We start from the raw sequence: 21,003 nt of genomic DNA on the forward strand, positions 1-21,003 counted from the left end.
GAGGGAGGTGAGGGGACCGGGGATCAGCGGCGGCGGGCGTGCAGGACGGCGTCGGAGCCCGGGCGGGTGGGGTGGGGACGGGATTCGGCAGCGACGACGTCCCAGTCGGTGGGGGAGAGCAGGTCGACGAGTGCCTCCGCCGTGAAGAACAGGTCGGGGTCGAACGCCGGGCGCTCGCCGTCGGCGAAGACCGCCCCGTGGCCGGCGTCACCGTCGTGCGAGTCGCCGTCGGCGTCACCGTCGTGCGAGCCGCCGCCGGCGTCACCGTTGTGCGAGCCGCCGCCGTGCGCACCACCGTGCGAGTTGCCGCCGTGCGCACCAAAGCCATGCGCACCAGCACCGCGCGCAGCGACCCCGTGCACCGCAGCCCCGTGCACCGCAGCCCCGTGCGACGGCGCACCGTCCGGGACGCCGCGGTGCTCCGAGTCCGCGTGCCCGACGACGAGGAGCGTGCCGCCCGGGCGCACCGAGGCGGCGAGCGCGGTGACGAGGGCGCGCATGTCGGGCGAGGGCAGGTGCATGTACTGCGACGAGACGAGGTCGAAGCTGGAGGCGGGGGAGTCCACTCGAGCAGGTCGACGTGCTGCCACGTGATCCGGGCGACCGTGGCCGGATCGTGAGCGCCGGCCTCCTGCGCCCTCGCCAGGGCGACCGTCGACAGGTCGACGCCGGTCACGCTCCAGCCGCGTCCCGCCAGCCAGATCGCGTCGCCGCCCTCGCCGCTGCCGACGTCGAGGGCGGTGCCCGCTCGGAGGTCGGTGGCGACCGTGACCAGGTGCGGGTTGGGGCTGCCGCTCCAGAGCGGGGCGGTGCCGTAGAGGTCGTTCCAGAAGGCTTCGTCGAACACGGGGGAGGTCATGGGCTCAGCGTGACCGATCCGCGCGCGACGCGCCGAGCGTTTTTGCCGGGGTGGCAAGCCCGGAACCCGCAGCATTCGCCCGGCCTTCGGGCCTACTCTGGCGCCCATGACCCTGCGCCACGCCCCCGCCGCCGAAAGCGGCCGGGCGGCCGCACCTAGCGACGCACCCGGCGCGCGGGCGGCGCGCATCCTCGCCGGCGCGTCCGGCCTCGTGGCGCTCGCCGGGTTCCTCGCCGGTGCGGAGGTCGTGGCCGTGTTCGTCGGCGCCGGTTCGAGCCCGCTGGTGGGGGTCGGGTCGGCGGTGATCGACCTCGCCCCGCCCGGCGCGAAGACCACGATGGTGGGCTTGTTCGGCACGGGAGACAAGCTGGCCCTGTTCGCGCTGATGGGGATCCTGCTGGTTGTGATCGCAGCCGCTGCGGGGTTGCTCGAGCGCTCCCGCGCGCCCTGGGGCCGCAGCATCTTCGGTGTCGGAACCCTGCTGGCCGTCATCGCCGTCCGCACCCGCGCCGACGCGACCGATTTCGACATGGTGCCGAGCGTCGTCGGGGGCGTGGTCGCCGTCGTCCTGCTGCACGCGCTGATCGGGCGCCTGTTCCGGTGGCAGGCGGCTGCTGCCAACGCTGCCGCCGAGGCCCGCGGCGACGAGGTCGTGCAGCTCACTCCGCCGCTGCGGCAGACGCCCGTCGAACGTCGCGCGTTCCTGAGGCTGGGCCTCGTGTCGGCGGCCGCTTCGGTCGTCCTGGGCGCCGGGGCCCGCGTCATCAACGCCTCCGCCGTCAACGCCGCAGCCCTCCGGGGCGCGGTCCGTCTGCCGCGGGCTGCCGTGAAGGCGCCGGCGATCCCCGCCGGTTCCTCTCTGCGCATCGCCGGGCTCGCCCCGTACGTGACGCCCAACGCCGACTTCTACCGGATCGACACGGCGCTCTCCGTGCCCCAGGTCGATCCCACCACCTGGAAGCTCGAGATCACCGGTCTGGTCGACACCCCGCTGACGCTCACCTGGAAAGAACTGCTCGACCTCCCGCTCGTCGAGCACCTCGCCACCCTCAGTTGCGTCTCGAACGACGTCGGCGGCGACCTGATCGGCAACGCTCTCTGGCTCGGCTATCCGCTCCGTTCGCTGCTCGCCAAGGTCGGCGTTCACCAGGACGCCGACATGGTCCTCTCCCGGAGCATCGACGGCTTCACCGCCAGCACGCCGCTGTCGGTGCTGCAGGATCCCGGAACCCAGGCCCTTCTCGCGATCGGCATGAACGGCGAGCCGCTTCCGATCGAGCACGGCTTCCCGGTGCGCATGGTCGTGCCCGGCCTCTACGGATACGTCTCGGCGACCAAGTGGGTGACGTCGCTCCACGTGACGAGGTTCGCCGACGAGAAGGCCTACTGGACGACCCGCGGGTACACGGCGCGCGGCCCCGTCAAGCTCGAGTCGCGCATCGACACTCCGAGCCCCGGATCGACCGTCGCGCCGGGAAACGACGGAACGGTGCCTCTGGCCGGCGTGGCCTGGGAACCACACACGGGGATCGCCTCCGTCCACGTGCGGATCGACAGCGGCCAGTGGCGCGAGGCCACGCTCGCGAACTCGGTGTCGGACGACACCTGGCGGCAGTGGGTGTACCGCTGGCCGGTGACGTCTGGCACGCACCGGGTGCAGGTGCGGGCGACCTCCAAGGACGGCACGACGCAGCCCGCCAAGTACGTCTCGCCCGCGCCGAACGGAGCCGAGGGGTGGGACGAGATCTCGGTGACGGTTCGCCGCTAGCAGATTCGGCGGGCGGGTGAATACTGAGGTCATGACTGACCTGCAGCTCGACGAGCACTCCACCCCCGTCCGCGGAACGTCTCTCGCCTGGACCGAAGAGGGGCACGGCCCGACCGCGATCTGGGCCCACGGCCTCAGCTCGTCACGTGACGCGCAAGAGACGCAGGGCATGTTCGACTGGGCTCCGGTCGTCGCGTCGGGGCACCGGCTCGTCCGCTACGACGCCCGCGGGCACGGCCACTCGACGTTCACCGGCGCGTCGTCCGACTACGAGTGGAAGAACCTCGCGCACGATCTCCTGGCCCTCCTCGACGAGGTGGCACCGGGCGAGCGCGTGGCCGGCATCGGGTCGTCGATGGGAACGGCGACGCTGCTTCACGCCGCCGTCCTCGATCCTGATCGCTTCTCCGCTCTCGTCCTGACGAGCGCGCCGACCGCCTGGGAGACCCGGGCCGGGCAGGCCGGCGTGTACACCCAGCTGGCCGATCTCGTCGAGCAGCAGGGGGTGGCCGCCTTCGAGGCGATGATGGCCGATGCCCCCGAGCAGCCGCCGGTCTTCGCCGAGGTCGACATGCTCGGCGGCGAGCTCGGGGTCACCGCCGAGGCGATGCCGACGATCTTCCGTGGTGCGGCTCGCTCCGACCTGCCGTCAGCGACAGCGATCGCGGCGGTCGACGTTCCGACGCTGCTGCTGTCGTGGGCCGGCGACCCCGGGCACCCCGTCGTGACCGGTGCCCTGCTGGCGGAGTACCTCCCCGACGCCGCCCTGCGCGTCGCCGCGACCCCCGCTCAACTCGCCGCCTGGGGTGGCTACGCCGCCGACTTCCTAGCCTCGCGCTGAGGGTGTTCGGGGTTCGATGGCCGTTCGTCGTGCGCCCCTGACCGCCTCACCCGAAGACGAGCGTCGAGTTCTGCACGATTACGGGGCTGTCGGCCGGTCGCGCCCCGGCCTCACCAGAGCGTCTCGAACACGGGGAGGAAGGCCTTCCAGGCTTCGCGTCGCTTCCGCCGGGGATCCTGCTCGACGCGGTCTTCGGAATCGATGATGAGGGTCTCGCGATCCTGCTCGGAGTAGGCCGGCCACGACGCAGGGAGGGTGCCATCGGTGGCGAACCGGAGCCAGGCGAGGCGCATGCGCTGGCCGGCGGCCGCGTACTCCTCTCGCCCTCCGAGCGACGTCATGGTGCGGACCAGCGGCAGGTCGAAGCGGTCGAACAACGCGAACATCTCGACGCCGTGGGTCGCGTCCAGGCCGGCCAGGCGGAGGAGGCGCGGAGCGAAGTCGAAGCGGTACGCGTAGGTCGCCGCGTGGCGGGAGTGCCAGTCGGCGAGCACCGTGCTCGGGTACCAGAACCCGTAGTCGCCGCCGAAGTCGCGGGCGTCGCGACGCCGGTGGCCGAGCTCCGGGTAGACGTCGAGCATCGCCTGCTTGGCCGAGCCGGGGGCCCGCGCGAACATCGCGCCGATGCGCGGAGCCGTGGTCGGCAGGATGTCGAGCGGGCCCCGGAAGACGGCGCCCTCGCGCGCGTTCGAACCGATGATGAGCGGCACGTCGTTGCCGCGCCCCTCCCGGATGGCGCGCATCGGGTGCTCCGGCACGAAGTCGCCGTCGACCGTCGGAGCGAGGCAGAAGGTGCCGGGGTAGGCGTCGGGCGAGTCGCGCTGAAGCTCGGTGCACGCCGCGACGAGGTCGGCTGGATCGGAGGTCAGCAGGAGGTCGACGGCGTCCCGTTCGCTGTTCGACACGTCGACCGCGGAGGCTCGCCGGCGCAGGATCTCGACGAAGTCGCCCGCCCACTCCGCCGCCAGCCGGGCTCGGAAGACCGCGGACGGCGGCGAACTCTGGGCGATGGCACGCGCGAACAGGCCGCGCCCGGCCGGGATGCCGAGCAGCGTCGTCACCGCGCTCGCCCCCGCCGACTCGCCGAAGACCGTGACGTTGTCGGGGTCGCCGCCGAACGACGCGATGTTGCGCTGGACCCACTCGAGCAGCGCGACCTGGTCGCGCAGGCCGAGGTTGCTCTCGATCGGGCGCTCCGCGGTCGAGTAGCGGGTGAAATCGAGATAGCCGAGGGAGCCGAGGCGGTAGTTGAAGCTGACGTAGAGCGCCCGTCCGGTCAGGACGAAGCTCTCGCCCTGCCCGGAGAAGTCACGGGAGGATCCCGCGCTGTACCCGCCGCCGTGGATGAACACGAGCACGGGGAGCCTCTCGTCGTCGGGGCCGAGCGTGGGCGCCTGGACGTTGAGGGTGAGGCAGTCTTCGTCGGTCGTCGTGAGCGAGGGGCCGATCTGAGCGCGGCGTCGGATCGTCTGCGGGGCGATCGGGCCGAAGTCGGTCGCGTTGCGGATGCCGTCCCACGGCTCGACGGGCGCGGGGGCTCGGAAGCGGCGGTCGCCGGTCGGGGGTGCCGCGTACGGGATACCGCGCCACGCGCGGATGCCGCCGGAGCCGGCTGCCTCGGAGCCGGTGCGGAAGCCGCGGACGGTTCCGCCGGTGACGTCGACGATCAGGTCGGCGTCGGTTTCTGTGGGTGTGTCGGTGGTGCGCGGGGACTGGGCGCTTGTGGACATTCCTCTCCTTTTGCTCTCTCCAGCCAACGCCTGTTGCGGGGCCGATGTTCCCCGCCCGCGCGAAGAGCGGTCAGGCGCGAAGACCGGGTCGTGCGGGGAGGAGCGGTCAGGCGGGGAGATAGAGCTGGGCCGGCTTGCCGACGGTGCCGCGCGACACCCCCGCGACGGGACGAAGCAGCGGAAGCATCGCTCGGCGGAAGGCGTCTCGGAGGAGGGGGTGCCGGCGACGGCCTCGTGCACGCGGCGGAGCTGGGTGAGGGTGAACGGCTCCGGCGGGAGGAGGCCGGACGGGTCGGGTCGGACGGCGTAGTCGGTGCGGAGGGCCTCGGCAGCGGCGGCGATGATCTGCTCGTGCCCGAACGGGAGATCCGCCTCGGCGAGCGAGGCGACCGGGGCGATGCGTGTGCCGGCGGAGTCTTCCGGGAGGCTCGGGAACGGGACGGCGTCGAGGTGCGCGACGGACAGCACCCAGCCGCGCTCGTCGCGATCCGGGTCGTCGAAGACGTGGAGCTGACGGGGCGCCAGGCCGGTCACCCCCGCCTTGTCGCGGAGCGAGCGCAAGACGGCGTCCGACAGGCGCTCGCCCTCGTGGAGGAAGGTCCCCGGAAGCCGCCAGCCCTCGGTCGAGCGCTCGGCCCGGACCAGCAGGACGCCCAGCTCGGCGGCGGGCGTCACGGTCAGCACCGCCGTGTCGACGGCGACGGACGGGCGCGGGTAGTCGGCCAGGGTGAATCCTGTGGCGTCTCGATACAGGGGCATGACGATCAATTTACGCGAATGTGCACAAATCGGTCGCAGACGCGCTAGAGTGCATTTACGCGAAAGCGCGCAAATAGCAGGATCACCAGGCACCACCGCAGACGAGCAGGCAGGAGAACCGCATGAGCACACCACTCACCAGCGAACAGAGGGATCGCGCCGCGGGAGTCCTGCTCGGCACGGCCTGCGGCGACGCGCTCGGGGCCGGCTACGAGTTCGGGCCGCCGCTGTCCGACGGCACACTCGTTCGGATGCTCGGGGAGGAGCATTCGCGTGGGAGCCGGGCGAGTGGACCGACGACACGAGCATGGCGATTCCGCTGGCTCGCGCCGCGGCCCGCGGCGACCGGTTCGACGAACCGGAGGTGCTGGCCGGCATCACGCGCGAGTGGGTCGCCTGGGCGGACGACGCACCCGACGTCGGCACCCAGACGCGGCAGGTGCTCGGGCGCCTCGGGGGAGACGCGACCGAGCAGCGGGCGAGGGACGCCTCGCAGGCCGTGCACGCGAGCGCGGGCCGTTCCGGGGGAACGGCTCGCTCATGCGCACGGCCCCGCTGGTGCTCGCGTTCCTGGGGGAGGGACGCGAAGGGGCCCTCGCGCTCGCCGCGCGCCGGATCAGCGAGCTGACGCACTGGGAGACCGACGCGGGCGACGCCTGCGTCCTCTGGTGCCTCGCGATCCGGCACGCCGTTCTCAGCGGGGAGGCCGACCTCGGCGTGGGCATCGAGGGGCTGCCCGAGTCGCGCCGCGATCTCTGGGCCGAGCGGATTCGCGTGGCGGAGGCCTCGCAACCGCGCGACTTCGGCAGCAACGGCTGGGTCGTCGAGGCCCTCCAGGGGGCGTGGTCCGCGATCGTCGCGGCGACGACGTTGCAGGACGCCCTGGAACGAGCCGTCCGCGGAGGCCGTGACACCGACACCGTCGCGGCCATCGCCGGTGGCCTCGCCGGTGCGCTCTACGGCGCGTCGGGCGTGCCGTCCGAGTGGCGGGCCGTCGTCCACGGCTGGCCGGGCCTCACGGCCTCCGACCTCGACGCGCTCACTCTCGCCGCCCTCGCCGCCTGACCTCACCCCCGGGCCGAGACCGGGAGGATGTGGATTCCCCGGGGGCCGTACCTGCGGCGAGCCCGACCGACTACCTTCGAGAAATGAGCGCAGAGCTGACCCTCGGGGCGGAAGAAGAGCTGCACCTGATCGACCTCGAGACGAAGCGGCTGTCGGCGCGCGCTCCACAGCTGCTGTCGAAGCTGCCGGGCGATCGCTACGGGGCAGAGCTGCAGCGCACGACGGTCGAGACCAACGTGCCGGTCGTGACGAGCCTGAGCGATCTCCGCCGCGAGATCCTGCTGCTCCGGAAGGATCTCGTCGACGTCGCGAGCCAGAGCGACCTCGCCATCGCCGCGGCCGGCACCGCGCCCCGCTCGGAGTTCGCCGACTTCGAACTGACGACGACCGGCCGCTACGGCCGCATGCAGGAGCAGTACCGCCTCCTCGTCGACGAGCAGCTCATCTGCGGCCTCCAGGTGCACGTCGGCGTCAGCGACCGCGACCTCGCCGTTCAGATCGCCGGCCGCGTCGCACCGGTCCTGCCGGCCCTGCTCGCGCTCAGCGCCAGCTCACCGTTCTGGAACGGCCAGGACACCGGCTACGCGAGCATCCGCTCGATCATCTGGCAGCGCTGGCCCAGTGCCGGCGCGACCGGCCCCATGCGCAACGCCGCCGAGTACGACCGGATGGTGCAGGATCTGATCGGCTCGGGCGTGATCGCGGACGCCAAGATGGCCTACTTCGACATCCGCCCGTCGTCCCACGCGCCGACGCTCGAGCTCCGCACCTGCGACGCCTGCCCCATCGTCGACGACGCCGTCCTGATCGCCGGGCTCTTCCGGGCCGCCGTGCGCAAGGCCGAGATCGACATCGTGGACGGCAAGCGCGAGGTGGTGCGGGCGGCGCCGATCCACCGGGCCGCGATGTGGCAGGCGGCCCGCGGCGGCCTCGCCGGCGAACTGCTCGACCTGGGCGCCCACCCCGAGCGGCTCCCCGCGGCGCAGGCCGTCCGGCAGCTCGCCGCGGTGCTCCGCCCTCAGCTCGAAGAACTCGGTGACTGGAACGACGTCGAGGGCCTCCTCGAGCAGACTCTCGCCCGCGGCAACTCGGCCGACCGTCAGCGCGCCGCCTACGCCGAACGCGGCTGGCTCGACGACGTCGTCGACCTCGTCGTCAAAGAGACCCACGGCCCCGCCGCCGGAGATCTGCCGACGCTGCCGACCCTCACCGGCTACCGCTTCCGCGCCGGCGATGAGGCCATCGGCCCCGGGCTCCGCGCGCGCCCCGCCTACTCGGGCGTCGCCGAATTCTTCCGCAGCCTCGACGCCGCCGAGATCGAGCGGCGCTGCGAACGTCGCGACACGTTCGCCAGAGAGGCCGGGCTGAGCTTCGTGGTCGACGACGAACTGCGCGGCTTCGGTGTCGACCTCGTGCCCCGCATCGTCACCCACCACGAGTGGAAGCAGCTCGCCAAGGGCCTCACCCAGCGGGCCCGGGCGATCGAGTCGTTCCTCCAAGACGCCTACGGAACCCGCAGGATCGTCGCGGACGGCGTCCTCACCGAAGCGCAGGTCGTCGACGCGATGGGCTGGCGCGTCGAGGCCACCCTCCTGCCGAACGGCACCGTGCGCGCACCCGTTCAGGGCTTCGACCTCATCCGCAACGAGTTCGGCGGCTGGCGGGTGCTCGAAGACAACGTGCGCTCGCCCAGCGGCGCCGCCTACGCCGTCGCAGTCCGCACCCTGCTCGACCACGTCGTCCCGGAGGCTCCCCGGCCGGCCGGGTTGCTCGATCCTGCCTCGGTGTTCGAGCTCCTTCACGACACGCTTCTCGCGCACACGGGCGACTCCGGCGTGGCGGCCGTCTTCAGCGGAGGTCCGGAGAGCTCCGCCTGGTACGAGCACAGGGCGCTCGCGGAGGGGGCGAGACTGCTGCTCGTCACGGCGGACGACCTCGAGGTGCGGGATCAGCACGTCGTGGAACGCACAAGCGGCACGGTGATCGACGCGCTCTACCTGCGACTGGACGACGAGCTGCTCGACGTCCGCGCAGCGCACTCCGACGATCTCGGCGTCCGGATCATGGACGTCGCCTCGCGCGGCAACGTCTTCCTGGCCAACGCCCCGGGCAACGGCCTCGCCGACGACAAGGCGATGTACGTCGCCGTGCCCGACCTGATCGAGTACTACCTCGACGAGAAGCCGCTGCTCGAGTCGGTTCCGACCTACCGCCTGTCCGACGAGGCGGAGAAGCTGGCCGTGCTCGACCGCGTCGGGGAGCTCGTCACGAAACCCGTCGACGGAGAGGGCGGCGTCGGCGTCCTGATCGGCCCGAGCGCCCACGCCTCGGAGGTGGCGACGCGCCGGGCCGAGATCGCGAGGGATCCTGCCCGCTGGGTGGCGCAGGAGGTCGTCACGCTCTCGTCGCACCCGACGCTCACCCCGACGGGAATGGAGCCGCGCCACGTCGACCTCCGTGCCTTCGTCTATCTCACGGGCGTCGGCCCCACGCAGAGCCGACTCGCCGACTTCGCCCTGACGAGGGTGGCTCCCGAGGGCAGCATGGTCGTGAACTCGTCCCGGGGTGGTGGCGCCAAAGACACCTGGATCATCGGCCCCGAACCGGCGGAAGAGGGCAGCTGACATGTGCGGACTCGCAGGCGAACTCCGATTCGACGGCCGTGCCGCCGACGCGGCCGACCTCGCGAAGATGTCGGGCTGCCAGGTGCACCGGGGCCCCGACGGCGACGGACTCTGGACCAGGGGTCCGGTGGGGCTCGCCCACCGCCGTCTCTCGATCATCGATCTGAGCCCGGCCGGCGCCCAGCCGATGGTCGACGCCGAACTGGGGCTGACGATCGCCTACAACGGCATGATCTACAACTACCAGGGGCTCCGTGACGAGCTGCGCGCCGCGGGTCACCACTTCTTCTCGTCGTCCGACACCGAGGTGATCCTGAAGGCCTACGCCGAGTGGGGTCTGCGATTCGTCGACCACCTGCTCGGCATGTTCGCCATCGCGATCTGGGAGCATCGCACGGGCCGGCTGATCCTCGCCCGCGACCGGCTCGGCATCAAGCCCCTCTATTACACGCAGAACGCCTCGCGCCTCCGGTTCGCCTCGACCCTCCCGGCTCTGCTGGCCGGAGGCGGTGTCGACACGTCGATCGACCGCGACGCCCTCGCCGAGTACATGACCTTCCACTCGGTGGTGCCGGCGCCCCGGACGATCCTCAGCGGCGTCAAGAAGCTTGCTCCGGCGACCGTCCGCGTGGTCGAGCCCGACGGGGCCGCGCGCGACGAGACGTACTGGGAGCCGTCGTTCTCTCGGGATCCTGCACTCGCCTCCCTGACCCCGGAAGACTGGCAGGACGCCGTCCTCGACAGTCTCCGCACCGCGGTCAAGCGGCGCATGGTCGCCGACGTGCCCGTGGGCGTGCTGCTGTCGGGTGGCATCGACTCGAGCCTCGTCGTGGCCCTGCTCGCCGAAGCGGGTCAGCAGGATCTCGCGACCTTCAGCATCGGGTTCGACTCGGCCGGTGGAGAGTCGGGTGACGAGTTCGAGTACTCGTCGATCGTCGCCCGTGAGTTCGCGACGGATCACCACCGCATCCCCATCTCGTCCGACCGGCTGCTGCCCGGCATCGACGGAGCCATCGCCGCGATGAGCGAGCCGATGGTCAGCCACGACTGCGTGGCGTTCTACCTGCTGAGCCAGGAGGTGTCGCAGTCGGTCAAGGTCGTGCAGTCGGGTCAGGGGGCCGACGAGGTGCTCGGCGGCTACGACTGGTACCCGCCGCTGGCCTCCGTGCCGCGGAACCGTGCTGCCGCGGCCTACGCCGACGTGTTCTTCGACCGCCGCTGGCGAGAGATGCCGCGACTGCTGCGGCCCGAGTGGCTGGCCGACGACGACGTGCCGTCGGCGTTCGTGACGGCTCACTTCGCCCAGCCGGGCGCCGACACCGCGGTCGACGCGGCCCTGCGCCTCGACACGACGATCATGCTGACCGACGACCCGGTCAAGCGCGTCGACAACATGACGATGGCCTGGGGGCTCGAGGCGCGGGTGCCGTTCCTCGACCACGAGTTCGTCGAACTGGCCGGCCGGATCCCCCGGCGCTCAAGCTCGACGACGGCGGCAAGGGCGTGCTGAAGCGGGCGTCGCGCGGCATCGTCCCCGACGCCGTGATCGATCGCACGAAGGGGTACTTCCCGGTGCCGGCCATCCGGCAGCTCGAGGGGCCGTACCTGCAGAAGGTGCGTGACGCCCTGCTCGATCCTGCGGCCCGAGAGCGCGGGCTGTTCCACCCCGCTACCGTGGAATCGATGCTCGCGAACCCCAACGACGCCCGGACCACGCTCGGCTCCAACGCGCTCTGGCAGCTCGCCACGCTCGAGCTGTGGCTGCAGGCGCAGGGAGTCTCGTCGTGAGTTCGGCCCCCTCGTCCGTCGAGACGTCCCCCTCGTCGACGACCTGGTCGGAGCCTGGGGCTCGTGGGGTCCGACGATGACCCGCAACGCCCGCCGCGTCGCTTTCGTCAGCGACCGGTTCGGCACGCCCGAGGTGTTCGTGCAAGACGTCGTCGTCGACGCTGCGCCTCCCGTTCCCACGCGCATCCCCGTGAGCGACGATCCGGTCATCAGCGTCTCGTGGTCGGCCGACAGCGCCTGGCTGGCCGTCGCGGTCGCCACGGACGGCGGCGTGCGGCAGCAGGTCTGGGTGGTCCGGCCCGACGGCAGCGACGCGCAGAGAATCGCAGGATCACGAGACCAGCACGCCGAGCTGGGGCCCTGGTCGCGTTCCGGGCACCGGGTCGTCGTGACACTTCCGTCGACCGAGCCGGAGCAGCCCGCCCGCGCCTACCTCGTCGACCCGGAGACCGGCTCACGCGACGACCTCGCGGTCGGCGAGCTGATCCACATTCTCGACGTGTCGGTGGAGGAGCGCCTCGTCGTGCTCCGCGACGGCGGCCGCGGCCGCGAGTTCGTGGTCGTCGTCGATCGACTCACCGATGACGACCACCCCTCTTGACCGAACCGTGGGCGGGATCCGCGGAGACCGCCCTGATCCGCCCCTCGCCGGAGAGCGAGTCGAGCCCGCTGATCGCCTACCTGTCGACGGAGGCGGGTCTCGCCAGGCGCTCGCTGGTCGCGATGCCGATCGGTCCGCACGGCTGGCGCGGCACCTCCCGGGTGCTCGCGGGCCGAGACGACGCCGAGCTCGAAGCGCTGGACGCCGACGACGCCGGGCGACTGCTGCTGCTCGTCTGGAACGTGGCGGGCCGGAGCTCCGTGGAACTTCTCGACACCGCGTCCGGCGTCCGGTCCGAGGTCGAGGGAGTACCGGGATTCGTCGTCACCAACCCGGTGATCTCGCGCGACGGACGAAGCGTCCTGCTGACCGTGGAAGGCCCCGCCAGGCCCGCGAACTCTGGCGGCTCGACACCGTGTCGCGCTCGTGGTCGCGGGTGACCGCCGTGCCGTCGCTGCCCGAGGGCCTGGTCGAGCCGACGCTCGAGACGTTCGCCGCGCGTGACGGCCTGGATGTGACGGGGTGGCTCTACCGTGCCGGTTCGGGCTCCGCCGGCGGCGGCGCCGGTTCGGGCCGCGCCGTCGGGAGCGCCGGCTCGTCCGCGGGGCCTGCGCTCGTGCACCTCCACGGCGGCCCGGAGTCGCAGGAGCGCCCGACATTCTCGCCGCAGCACCAGGCGCTGGTTGCGGCGGGCATCACCGTGTTCGCCCCCAACATCCGCGGCTCGTCCGGCTTCGGCAAGGAGTTCGTGCACGCCGACGACCTCGAGAAGCGCTGGGCGGCGCACGACGACGTCGTCGACTGCGCGCGGTTCCTCGTCTCGACCGGCGTCGCCGATCCTGCCCGTATCGCCGTGACCGGACGCTCCTACGGCGGCTACGCCACCCTGGCGGCGCTCGCCTTCAGCCCCGACGTCTTCGCCTGCGGCATCGACATCTGCGGCATGAGCGACCTCGGAACCTTCTACCGCGACACCGAGCCCTGGATCGCCGCCGCCGCCACGACGAAGTACGGCCACCCCGTCGACGACGCCGAGCTGCTCGCGGCGCTGTCGCCGCTCGGTTCGGCGTCGTCGATCCGGGTGCCGCTGCTGGTGGTGCACGGCGAGCTCGACACCAACGTCCCGATCGGCGAAGCGCACCAGATCGTCGAGGCGCTGACGTCGCGCGGTGCCCCCGTCGAGTACCTCGAGCTCGACGGCGAAGGCCACGAGTACCGCCGCCTCGCTTCGCGTCGGAAGCTCATCGCGCGCCTGGTCTCTTTCACGCGGGCGTCGCTCGGGGTGTAGCCGAACACGCCGCCGCAGCAGAACGGCCGGCGCCGCCCTACGGTGCCAGCGTCACGCTGTCGAGGTCGACGTCGCCCGCGCCGCCGGAAGCCGCCGAGAGCAGAAGCTCCACGGCGTTCGAGCCGTAGGGCAGCTTCACCCAGACGGACGTCGTGCGCCAGCCGGTCGACTTCGGGAGGGTGAGCGTCGCAGCGGGCTTGCCGTTCACCACGAGCTGGCGGGTCGCGGATCCTGCCGGGGCCGCGTAGCGGATCGCGAGGCGGTGGAGTCCGGGGCGCGCGACGTTCGTCGGGAAGGTGACGCTCGAGGCCTCACCCCACCCCGAGACGTAGCCGCGGCCGGTGTACCCGGGGAGCGTCGACGAGTTCGCCACGCCCACGCGGCCGGCGTTCTCCGCCTCGTAGACGCCCGTGCCCGTGACCGCGCTCGACCGGTAGTCGGGGCGGGCCTGCTCCTGGATGGCCACCGATCCTGCAGCCGCGACGCTCTGCTGCGGGGTCGTGGTGATCGACGGGGCGGGCGACTGCCAGTCGGTGCCCGCGATCCCGGAGGCGTCGAGGTGGTTCGCCGCCTGCGAGCCGTTGAGTGTCAGGAGGCGCTCGTACTGCCGCTGGTGGGCGTCGTCGATGAGGTTGCGGATGCTCCGGGTCAGGATGGCCTTGAAGGCGCCGGTGTCGTTGTTGCCCTCGTCGAGGTAGGTCCCTGATTCGGTGAGGTTGGCGGCCGACCAGTCGACGGCCTGGCGGGCCTTCTTGAGGTAGGTCGAGTCGTGCGTCACGACGTAGAGCTGCGTCGCGGCATCGGCGAAGTCGCCCTGGTTGTAGGTGAAGTCGAAGTTGCGCAGGGTGTTGGTGCCGAGGATGTCGTCCCCGAGGTGTCCGTTCACGTTGAAGGTCTTGTCGAGCCACGCGAAGAGGCGCTTGGCCGTGTCGAGGTATTTCTTGTCGCCGGTGGCCTTGTAGAGGTTGACGGCTGTCGCGATCGCCGGGCCGTTGGTGGCGACGTTCTTCTGGTTGAGGTCGCCGTTGCCGACGTTGATGTTCTGCCACCAGATGCCGCCGCCGTACGTGGTGTCCTCGAACTGCGAAATGTAGCCGAAGATCGTCTCGGCCTCGGTCAGGAACCGCTTCTCCCCGGTGAGCTGATAGGCCCGGATGCTGCCCTGGGCCCACCAGCCCATGTCGTCGTTGAAGTCGTTCTTGCGGAAGTCGGGGTAGGCCTTCTGCCACCCGTCGAACACGGCGTCGATCATCTTGCGGCTGGCCGGGTCGTGCGAGCGCTCGTACTTGTCCATGACCATCTGCCAGTTCTGCGCCTCCCACCAGTAGTCCGAGTAGAGGCCGCCCTGCGGGCCGAACGCGTGCTCGGGATGGATCTTGTGGTCGCTGTACGTGTAGAAGTACTGCGCCTGCGGATCCCAGTACTGCTTGATGAACGAGTTGTACGAGGTGTCGGCCTGCCTGGGGGAGAGGGCGCTGGCCTTCGTGGTGGTCCCGAAGGCGCTGACTCCGACGAGGCCTGCGGTGAGCGTGGCCGTCGCGGCGAGGCCGGCGACGAGGCGTGATCGTTTCATGGGGTTGTCCCTAACTCGGCGTTGAGTGACACGCCTGCGTGACCACGCAGGCGCAAATAAACATAATCAAATGGCTTTCAAGCGATGAAAACCATATGAATATGCTTACCCCTCATCCGGGTGTCGCGCCAGCCGACGCGCAGGCGCGGTCGACTCCGCCAGGACGAACGCCGACGGCACCTCGATCTTCGCCACGGCGGTGCCGGTACCTCCGCCGATCTGCTCGAGCAGCCGCTGCACCGCTCGGCGGCCGAGCTCCGGCTGATCCTGCTCGACATGCGTGAAGCGGAACAACTCGCGGTCGGAGAACGCCGTCGGGTGGTCGAAGCACACGATCGATACGTCGTCGGGAACCGAGAGGCCGGCGCGCAAGCACGCCTCGCGGAGCATGACGGCGAGGTTGTACTCGGTGACCAGGTAGCCGGTGGTCGCAGGATCCGCCCGCACGAACCCGGTCAGCCGGTCGATCTCCGCTTCGACCTCCGCCCGCGGCGCCACCGAGCCGGGCAGCGTCGAGGTGAGGTCGGTGAGCTGCCGCGCGGCATCGAGCGGGACGTGCCGCACCGCGTGGGCGCGGACGTAGCCGCCGTGGCGCTCCGACGTCGTCGACACCTCGCTGGCCGAGGCCACGAACCCGAGGCGCGTGTGCCCGAGGTCGACGAGATACTCCGTGGCGCGCTGGGCCGAGGCCGCGTTGTCGGAGAAGACGGCCGACACCGGCACGTCGGCGTAACTCCGGTCGAGCACGACGACGGGGAACTCGCGCATGACCAGTTCGAGAGCGGCGGGCGGCAGGAACCGCGTCGTGCTCGGAAGCAGGATCAGCCCCGCGATCCCCGCCTCGACGAGCGCGCGGATCAGCTCGTTCTCGCGCTCGACGCTCCCGTTCGACGCCTTGACGACGACGTGCGTGTCGGCGCCGGCCTCGTCGAGGAGCCCCTCCAGCACCCGCGTGCCGAAGGTGTCGTCGAAACTGGTGACGACGCAGCCGATCAGGGTGGCGCCGCCGGGGGCGGGCGACCCCGAGGGGCAGGATCCGCGCTGACGACGAGGGTCCCCACGCGCGGGCGCCGGGTGATGTAGCCCTCCCGGCGCAGGAGGTCGAGCGCGTGCTTGACGGTGATCACGCTGACGTCGAAGCGCTCCGTCAGCTCGACCTCGGACGGCAGGCGCTCGCCGACGGCGGGCAGACCCGCGCGGATCTCGTCACGGAGAGCGTCGTACACCTGGCGGTAGAGCATCGGCGTTCCTCTCGCGCGGATCGAATAAGCATATTCAATCCCGGCGGCGGCGCGCAGCCGGATTCCGAGCGCCGGCGGAATGCGACCCCGACACCGGCCGGTCGCGCGTCAGACGCGCGTGAGGGGCGCCGTCGGCGTCGGATCGATTGCGGGTGCCGTGGGCCCGATCGGCAGGAGAGCGTCGGCGGGCTCTCGCGCCGACCGAACGAAGGCGATCCCGCCGAGGATCAGCGCACCGCCGACGAGCTGGGCGAACGACAGGTCTTCGCCGAGCAGGATCCAGGCGTACAGGGTTGCGGCGACGACCTCGAGCAGACCGGTGAAGGACGCCAGCCGCGAGCCGAGCATCTCGCTCGCCGTGATGTTGGTCGAGTACGCGACCGCCGTGGCGACCACGCCGACGATCAGCATCGGGATCCACCAGGCCACGGTCGAGCCGAAGAGCACGGTCGGTGCCGTCGAGACGGTGAACGGCACCAGGCCGGTCAGCCCGACGACGCCGAGCGCGATCCCGCCGAGAACGAGGCCGGCGGCCGCCAGCGCGACCGGAGGAAGATCGCCGCTCGAGTCGGCGGCGACCACGTAGTAGATGGCGCAGCCGACCATGGCGATGACGCCGAAGACGAGGCCGATCGGGTCGAGGTGGCCGCCGGCGGCAGGGCCGACCACGAGAACCAGCCCGGCCACGGCGACGACGGTGCCGACGATGACCACGACCTGGGGGACCTTGCGCGTTGTCACCCAGGTGAGACCGACGAGCAGGACGGGCGCCATGTACTCGAGCAGGATCGCGGTGCTCACCGGGATGTGCTCGATGGCCGAGAAGTACGCCAACTGGGTGCCGGCGACGCCGATCAGCGCCATCAGCAGCACCCGCCACTTCGCGCGCCAGAGCGACGCCCAGCGCCCGCGGAGCAGGATCACCGCGGCCGGCGTCAGCACGATCCCGCCGACGAGGGCCCGCACGGTGACCGCGGCGGCGGGGCTCCAGCCCGCCTCGAGGAGCGGCTTGATGAAGGCCCCCGACATGCCGAAGCTGAACGCTGCGACGACGGCGATGACGAGCCCGGCCGACGTGCCGGAACGGGGGCTGGTGGTCTTCATGGACTGACGATAACCTCGTCATGAGTAAGGAGTCAATTTGCATTTTGCCCCTGACACTGACGAGGCGCTGGCGTTCGCCGTCGCCCTGGCCAACACCGTCGCCGGAGCGAGCCGATCCGGGGTCGACGAGCTCCCCGATCCTGCCTCTCTCACGGCCCTCCTCGACGCCTACTCGTACACGGGCCGGTTCGATCGCGACGAGCAGGAGCTCGCAGCCGTCCGCGACACCCGCGACCTGCTGCGGTCGATCTTCTCGATGGACCGCGACTCGGCCGTGGCCGCCGTCAACGGCATGTTGCAGGACGCCAAGGCGCTCCCGCAGCTGGTCCGTCACGGCGCGTACGACTGGCACCTGCACGCGACCGAACCTCAGGCTCCGCTCGACGAGCGCGTCCGGGCCGAGATCGGGCTCGCCCTCGTCGACGTGCTCCGCTCCGACGAGCAGGGGCGGATGCGGCTCTGCGCCGCGCCCGACTGCGACGGCGTCTTCGTCGACCTGTCGCGGAACGGATCGAAGCGGTTCTGCAGCGTGCGGTGCGGCAACCGGATGAACATGGTCGCGTTCCGGTCGCGGGGTGGCGGCGACGGTGCGGGGGCTGGCGGTGTGGGCGCTGGCCGTGCGGGCGGCGACGGGGCGGGCGCTGGCGGTGTGGGTGTCGACGGTGCGGGCGCCGGCGGTGTGGGTGTCGATGGTGTGGGCGCTGGCCGTGCGAGCGGCGACGGTGCGGGCGCTGACGGTGCGGGGGCTGGCCGTGCGGGTGTCGACCGGAAATCAGTGGCGCACGCACAGACTCCGGGAAGACAATAGAGGAGCGCGGGGCGTCAGCCCGGTGCACGAAGGACCCAATGGAAGCCGTCAGTTACAGCGTGTCGATGGTGCTCTTCGTCGTGATCGTGGCGGAGACGGGTGTCAGCGTGCGCGCTCGACGAGCCGTCCGGGGGTCGCGGGAGCGCTACGTCGCCATGACCCAGCGCCGCATCCTCAGCTGGACCGTCAACATCGGCTTCGCCGTGCAGGGCGTCTTCGGCCTGATGCAAGGGCAGTCGTTCGCGTTCGTGAGCCTGCTGTTCGCGATCTACCTCTCGTACATGGAACTCAAGAACCACAAAGACGACGACGACTGGTTCAACGGCCGGATGAAGAAGATCTGGAAGGGCGTCAGGAGGCACCTCGCCGCCGTGTCGCGCCCGAAGGCTCCGGTCCGGATTCCGGCGCCGTCGCCTGTTTTCGGCTGAGGCTCGGTCGCGGCGGGTCGCGGGCGATGCGCAGTGCGGGGTGGGTGGCGCGCGGCGCGCAGTGGGTGGCGCGCGGCGCGCAGTGGGTGGCGCGCGGTGCGCGGTGCGCGGCGAGGCGGAGCGTCTCGCCGTGCCGGTCGGGCGTCGAGCGTGCTCAGCGTGCCGGTCAGGCGCTGAGCGCGCTCAGCCCGAGACCGCTGAGCACGGCGATGAGAACACCCCAGGTCACCATCGAGATCAGCTCCCAGGTGATGACCCTCGCGCACGGGATCCCGAAGCCGATCATCGCTGCCGACGAGAACTGCGTCGGGTGGCCGAGCAGGGCGACGCCGGGCACGCCGAACCGGTCGACCATGCGGCGCACGCGGCCCGGCCTCGCGGGCTCTTCGGCGGCGTTCCGGCGGGCTCGGTTCCGGATCCGCTGGGTCAGCAGGACGATCAGGATCATCGCGACGGCGTTCCCGGAGATGGCCGCGGTGACCGCCACGGCGGGGTGCAGTCCGATGGCGACGCCGATGAGGGTTCCCGTGTACGACTCCACGAACGGGATCATGGCGACGAGCGCGACCGCGAGCCACTGGAGCCACTCGGGGAAGGCCTGGGTGAAGTGCTGCAGATTCTCGATCATGACGCCCAGTCGACCGTGTGCCCCTGGGGCACGGTCAAGAACTTGACTGTGCCCCAGGGGCACGGTTTGTAATGCTTGGTGAGCCTGATCGGCATCGCGCACCTCGCGCGACAGCGCATCGGCAGGAGGAGATCATCGCGTGACCACGACCTGGGAGTACCAGATCCTCAAGCAGAAGCTCACGATGAAGGGCTTCGACTATCCCGCCATCGAGCAGCAGTTGAACGACCTCGGCAAAGACGGCTGGGAGGCGTTCGACACCGTCACCCCGAGCTTCGGCAACGGCCAGTCCATCGACATCGGCGTGCTCCTCAAGCGTCCGCGGCCGGCCGGGGCGTGATCCTGCGCGGCCGTCCCCGATGGTGACCGGCATGTGGAGCACCCGCCAGCTCGCCGACCTGGCCGGAACCACCGTGAAGGCCGTCCGGCACTATCACTCGATCGGCCTGCTCGACGAGCCCGTCCGCGCCGCCAACGGCTACAAGCAGTACGGCGCTCGCGACCTCGTGCGGCTGCTGCGCGTCCGGCGGCTCGTCGACCTCGGGATCCCACTGGCCCGCGTGGCCGACCTCATGGCCGTCGACGCCTCACCCGTCGAGGAACTGCGCGTCGTCGAGACCGAGCTCGCCGCTACGGTCGACCGGCTCGACCGCGTGCGGGCGGAACTCTCCGCCCTCGTCGAGCAGGGCGGAGCTCCCGACCTTCCTCACCCGTGGAGCGTCGCGGGCGCCGAACTCGGCGACGCCGACCGCGCGTTCCTGCTCGTGTCGTCGCGCGTGCTGACTCCGGCCGCCAAGGAAGCCCTCCGGGCGATGCTGCAGGATCACGAGCGCACCGCCGAGGATGTCGCCTTCGAGCGGCTTCCGGCCGAGGCGGACGAGGCCACGCGGCAGCAGCTCGCCGAGCGGTGGGCGCCGCAGGTCGAACGTCTCACGCGGAACTACGGGTGGATCGCCGAGCCGGCCGCGCTGGCAGCCAACGGCTCGCGGCACGGGGACGTGCTCGGTCGGTCGCTGGGCGAGCTGTACAACGCGGCGCAGCTCGACGTCCTCCTGCGGTTGTCGTTGCTGGTGAGGCGGGGTGAGGGCTGACGGTGTGCGGGCTCGCACCGCCGCGGGCGGGCCCGCCGGTGTGGGCGGGTTCGTGCGGCCGTGGGCGGGTCGGCGCCGACCCGCCGATGGCTGCGGGCGCCCCCGACGCGTGCCGGATGGCGGCGCGTGCCGGGTGGTGGCGCGTGCCGGGTGGTGGCGCGTGCCGGGTGGCGGTGTGGGCGGGTTCGTGCGGCTGTGGGCGGGTGCGCGCGCACCCGCCGACTGCCCCTGGTACCCGCCGACACGGCTCAGGCACGACCGGGTGCCCGCGCGAAACTGCCGTCGCAGCGCTGGCAGGCCGGGCGCTCGTCAGCGCGCGACGAGCAGAAGCTGGGCGAAACCGACTGCGGTCACCCCGGCCACGCTGCACGCGGCCACGGTGATGCCGGTCACGATGCGCTCGCGGTGACGCTCGGCCGCGCGGCGAAGGCGGCGGCTCTCGGTTTCGGCGGCGACCTCGGCGGTGATGAGGTCCGCCAGGATGCGGGCTTCTCGCTGCGCCGGCGCCGGAGTGGCGCTCGGCAGGACGGCGGCGTTCCGCGGAGCTGTGGGGAAGGCGACGATGCTCATGGGTCCCAGATCCTTCTGTGCGGCTGAGGTGATCACAGGATATTCGGAGCATTCCTCGTGAAGGTTTGGTCCGCTGATCCTGCACTCCGCCCGATGGAAGAGGCGAGCGAGCCTCTGGTTCGCGGCTGGGCGGCAGCCGTACAGTGGGCTATGGCAGTCCAGAATGCAACGATCGTGGCCGTTGTCGGCGAGGGATCCGCCGAAGTCATCACGGGTCTGAGCGCGCTGCGCGGGGTC

The 21,003-nt window shown here is 71.3% G+C and carries 18 protein-coding genes and 4 pseudogenes; 13 read left to right on the plus strand and 9 right to left on the minus strand.

What is annotated here, in order from left to right:
- Positions 1 to 23: 23 nt before the first annotated feature.
- Entirely contained in the window at positions 24 to 566 is a 543-nt protein-coding gene (locus QUE79_RS12115; protein ID WP_286346866.1) for a hypothetical protein, read from the minus strand.
- A 50-nt stretch (positions 567 to 616) separates the two neighbouring features.
- Positions 617 to 1,048, minus strand: a pseudogene (locus QUE79_RS25550) (class I SAM-dependent methyltransferase); the annotation flags it as partial.
- Between QUE79_RS25550 and QUE79_RS12125 the strand changes: the two are divergent.
- Positions 966 to 2,627, plus strand: a complete 1,662-nt coding sequence (locus QUE79_RS12125; RefSeq protein ID WP_286343338.1) for a molybdopterin-dependent oxidoreductase — start codon at positions 966 to 968, stop codon at positions 2,625 to 2,627. The pseudogene QUE79_RS25550 and the gene QUE79_RS12125 overlap by 83 nt on opposite strands.
- Positions 2,628 to 2,658: 31 nt before the next feature.
- Positions 2,659 to 3,468 (plus strand): alpha/beta fold hydrolase, encoded by an 810-nt coding sequence (locus tag QUE79_RS12130; protein WP_286343339.1) that lies wholly within the window; start codon positions 2,659 to 2,661, stop codon positions 3,466 to 3,468.
- A 110-nt stretch (positions 3,469 to 3,578) separates the two neighbouring features.
- On the opposite strand, the gene QUE79_RS12135 is transcribed toward QUE79_RS12130, so the two are convergent.
- Positions 3,579 to 5,957: a carboxylesterase family protein gene (locus tag QUE79_RS12135; RefSeq protein ID WP_286343340.1), complete on the minus strand. Its 2,379-nt coding sequence runs from the start codon at positions 5,955 to 5,957 to the stop codon at positions 3,579 to 3,581.
- Positions 5,958 to 6,079: 122 nt separating this feature from the next.
- Between QUE79_RS12135 and QUE79_RS26315 the strand changes: the two are divergent.
- The 7 genes and pseudogenes from QUE79_RS26315 to QUE79_RS12170 all read left to right on the plus strand — a co-directional run.
- Positions 6,080 to 6,139: pseudogene (locus QUE79_RS26315) on the plus strand (hypothetical protein); the annotation flags it as partial.
- A 125-nt stretch (positions 6,140 to 6,264) separates the two neighbouring features.
- Positions 6,265 to 7,022: pseudogene (locus QUE79_RS25555) on the plus strand (ADP-ribosylglycohydrolase family protein).
- Positions 7,023 to 7,105: 83 nt separating this feature from the next.
- Entirely contained in the window at positions 7,106 to 9,646 is a 2,541-nt protein-coding gene (locus tag QUE79_RS12150) for a carboxylate--amine ligase/circularly permuted type 2 ATP-grasp protein (RefSeq protein ID WP_286343343.1), read from the plus strand.
- Position 9,647: 1 nt separating this feature from the next.
- Positions 9,648 to 11,434: pseudogene (locus QUE79_RS12155) on the plus strand (N-acetylglutaminylglutamine amidotransferase).
- Positions 11,435 to 11,510: 76 nt separating this feature from the next.
- Positions 11,511 to 12,035 carry a TolB family protein gene (locus tag QUE79_RS12160; RefSeq protein ID WP_286343344.1) on the plus strand — a complete coding sequence of 175 codons (525 nt, stop codon included), beginning with the start codon at positions 11,511 to 11,513 and terminating at the stop codon, positions 12,033 to 12,035.
- Entirely contained in the window at positions 12,032 to 12,475 is a 444-nt protein-coding gene (locus tag QUE79_RS12165; protein WP_286343345.1) for a hypothetical protein, read from the plus strand. Before QUE79_RS12160 ends, QUE79_RS12165 begins: the two co-directional genes overlap by 4 nt.
- Complete coding sequence (locus tag QUE79_RS12170; RefSeq protein WP_286343346.1) at positions 12,472 to 13,323, plus strand: alpha/beta hydrolase family protein; 852 nt, start codon at positions 12,472 to 12,474, stop codon at positions 13,321 to 13,323. Before QUE79_RS12165 ends, QUE79_RS12170 begins: the two co-directional genes overlap by 4 nt.
- Positions 13,324 to 13,360: 37 nt before the next feature.
- On the opposite strand, the gene QUE79_RS12175 is transcribed toward QUE79_RS12170, so the two are convergent.
- The 4 genes from QUE79_RS12175 to QUE79_RS12190 form a co-directional block, all read right to left on the minus strand.
- Positions 13,361 to 14,896 (minus strand): glycoside hydrolase family 76 protein, encoded by a 1,536-nt coding sequence (locus tag QUE79_RS12175; RefSeq protein WP_286343347.1) that lies wholly within the window; start codon positions 14,894 to 14,896, stop codon positions 13,361 to 13,363.
- Between the two features lie 105 nt (positions 14,897 to 15,001).
- The gene (locus QUE79_RS12180) at positions 15,002 to 15,892 is read right to left on the minus strand and encodes a LacI family DNA-binding transcriptional regulator (RefSeq protein ID WP_350271699.1); all 891 of its coding nucleotides are present in this window, start codon (positions 15,890 to 15,892) and stop codon (positions 15,002 to 15,004) included.
- Complete coding sequence (locus QUE79_RS12185) at positions 15,889 to 16,137, minus strand: winged helix-turn-helix domain-containing protein (RefSeq protein WP_286343348.1); 249 nt, start codon at positions 16,135 to 16,137, stop codon at positions 15,889 to 15,891. Before QUE79_RS12185 ends, QUE79_RS12180 begins: the two co-directional genes overlap by 4 nt.
- 108 nt (positions 16,138 to 16,245) lie before the next feature.
- Positions 16,246 to 17,241: an EamA family transporter gene (locus QUE79_RS12190; protein ID WP_286343349.1), complete on the minus strand. Its 996-nt coding sequence runs from the start codon at positions 17,239 to 17,241 to the stop codon at positions 16,246 to 16,248.
- A gap of 37 nt (positions 17,242 to 17,278) precedes the next feature.
- Between QUE79_RS12190 and QUE79_RS12195 the strand changes: the two genes are divergently transcribed.
- Together QUE79_RS12195 and QUE79_RS12200 are read left to right on the plus strand one after the other, a co-directional pair.
- The gene (locus tag QUE79_RS12195; RefSeq protein ID WP_350271535.1) at positions 17,279 to 18,049 is read left to right on the plus strand and encodes a CGNR zinc finger domain-containing protein; all 771 of its coding nucleotides are present in this window, start codon (positions 17,279 to 17,281) and stop codon (positions 18,047 to 18,049) included.
- Positions 18,050 to 18,087: 38 nt separating this feature from the next.
- Positions 18,088 to 18,477, plus strand: a complete 390-nt coding sequence (locus QUE79_RS12200) for a hypothetical protein (RefSeq protein WP_286343350.1) — start codon at positions 18,088 to 18,090, stop codon at positions 18,475 to 18,477.
- 166 nt (positions 18,478 to 18,643) lie between these two features.
- Here the strand turns inward: QUE79_RS12200 and QUE79_RS12205 are convergent, their stop codons facing one another.
- A complete protein-coding gene (locus QUE79_RS12205) occupies positions 18,644 to 19,105 on the minus strand; it encodes a hypothetical protein (protein ID WP_286343351.1) in 462 nt (153 codons plus the stop codon).
- A 139-nt stretch (positions 19,106 to 19,244) separates the two neighbouring features.
- On the opposite strand from QUE79_RS12205, the gene QUE79_RS12210 reads away from it, so the two are divergent.
- Together QUE79_RS12210 and QUE79_RS12215 are read left to right on the plus strand one after the other, a co-directional pair.
- Positions 19,245 to 19,445: a DUF4177 domain-containing protein gene (locus QUE79_RS12210; RefSeq protein ID WP_286343352.1), complete on the plus strand. Its 201-nt coding sequence runs from the start codon at positions 19,245 to 19,247 to the stop codon at positions 19,443 to 19,445.
- Positions 19,446 to 19,476: 31 nt separating this feature from the next.
- Entirely contained in the window at positions 19,477 to 20,196 is a 720-nt protein-coding gene (locus QUE79_RS12215; RefSeq protein ID WP_286343353.1) for a MerR family transcriptional regulator, read from the plus strand.
- Positions 20,197 to 20,505: 309 nt separating this feature from the next.
- Here QUE79_RS12215 and QUE79_RS12220 read toward each other — a convergent pair whose 3' ends face one another.
- Positions 20,506 to 20,766, minus strand: coding sequence for a hypothetical protein (locus tag QUE79_RS12220; RefSeq protein WP_286343354.1), 261 nt, complete (start codon positions 20,764 to 20,766; stop codon positions 20,506 to 20,508).
- Between the last annotated feature and the right edge of the window lie 237 nt (positions 20,767 to 21,003).

This window comes from Frondihabitans sucicola, assembly GCF_030296615.1.
Lineage (GTDB): Bacteria > Actinomycetota > Actinomycetes > Actinomycetales > Microbacteriaceae > Frondihabitans > Frondihabitans sucicola.

Excerpts from the sequence above, each read along its gene's own strand:
- QUE79_RS12125 (WP_286343338.1), top strand. The coding sequence starts at position 966 with ATGACCCTGCGCCACGCCCCCGCCGCCGAAAGCGGCCGGGCGGCCGCA.
- QUE79_RS12130 (WP_286343339.1), top strand. The coding sequence starts at position 2,659 with ATGACTGACCTGCAGCTCGACGAGCACTCCACCCCCGTCCGCGGAACG.
- QUE79_RS12135 (WP_286343340.1), bottom strand. The coding sequence starts at position 5,957 with ATGCCCCTGTATCGAGACGCCACAGGATTCACCCTGGCCGACTACCCG.
- QUE79_RS12150 (WP_286343343.1), top strand. The coding sequence starts at position 7,106 with ATGAGCGCAGAGCTGACCCTCGGGGCGGAAGAAGAGCTGCACCTGATC.
- QUE79_RS12160 (WP_286343344.1), top strand. The coding sequence starts at position 11,511 with ATGACCCGCAACGCCCGCCGCGTCGCTTTCGTCAGCGACCGGTTCGGC.
- QUE79_RS12175 (WP_286343347.1), bottom strand. The coding sequence starts at position 14,896 with ATGAAACGATCACGCCTCGTCGCCGGCCTCGCCGCGACGGCCACGCTC.
- QUE79_RS12185 (WP_286343348.1), bottom strand. The coding sequence starts at position 16,137 with ATGCTCTACCGCCAGGTGTACGACGCTCTCCGTGACGAGATCCGCGCG.
- QUE79_RS12190 (WP_286343349.1), bottom strand. The coding sequence starts at position 17,241 with ATGAAGACCACCAGCCCCCGTTCCGGCACGTCGGCCGGGCTCGTCATC.
- QUE79_RS12200 (WP_286343350.1), top strand. The coding sequence starts at position 18,088 with ATGGAAGCCGTCAGTTACAGCGTGTCGATGGTGCTCTTCGTCGTGATC.
- QUE79_RS12205 (WP_286343351.1), bottom strand. The coding sequence starts at position 19,105 with ATGATCGAGAATCTGCAGCACTTCACCCAGGCCTTCCCCGAGTGGCTC.
- QUE79_RS12215 (WP_286343353.1), top strand. The coding sequence starts at position 19,477 with ATGTGGAGCACCCGCCAGCTCGCCGACCTGGCCGGAACCACCGTGAAG.
- QUE79_RS12220 (WP_286343354.1), bottom strand. The coding sequence starts at position 20,766 with ATGAGCATCGTCGCCTTCCCCACAGCTCCGCGGAACGCCGCCGTCCTG.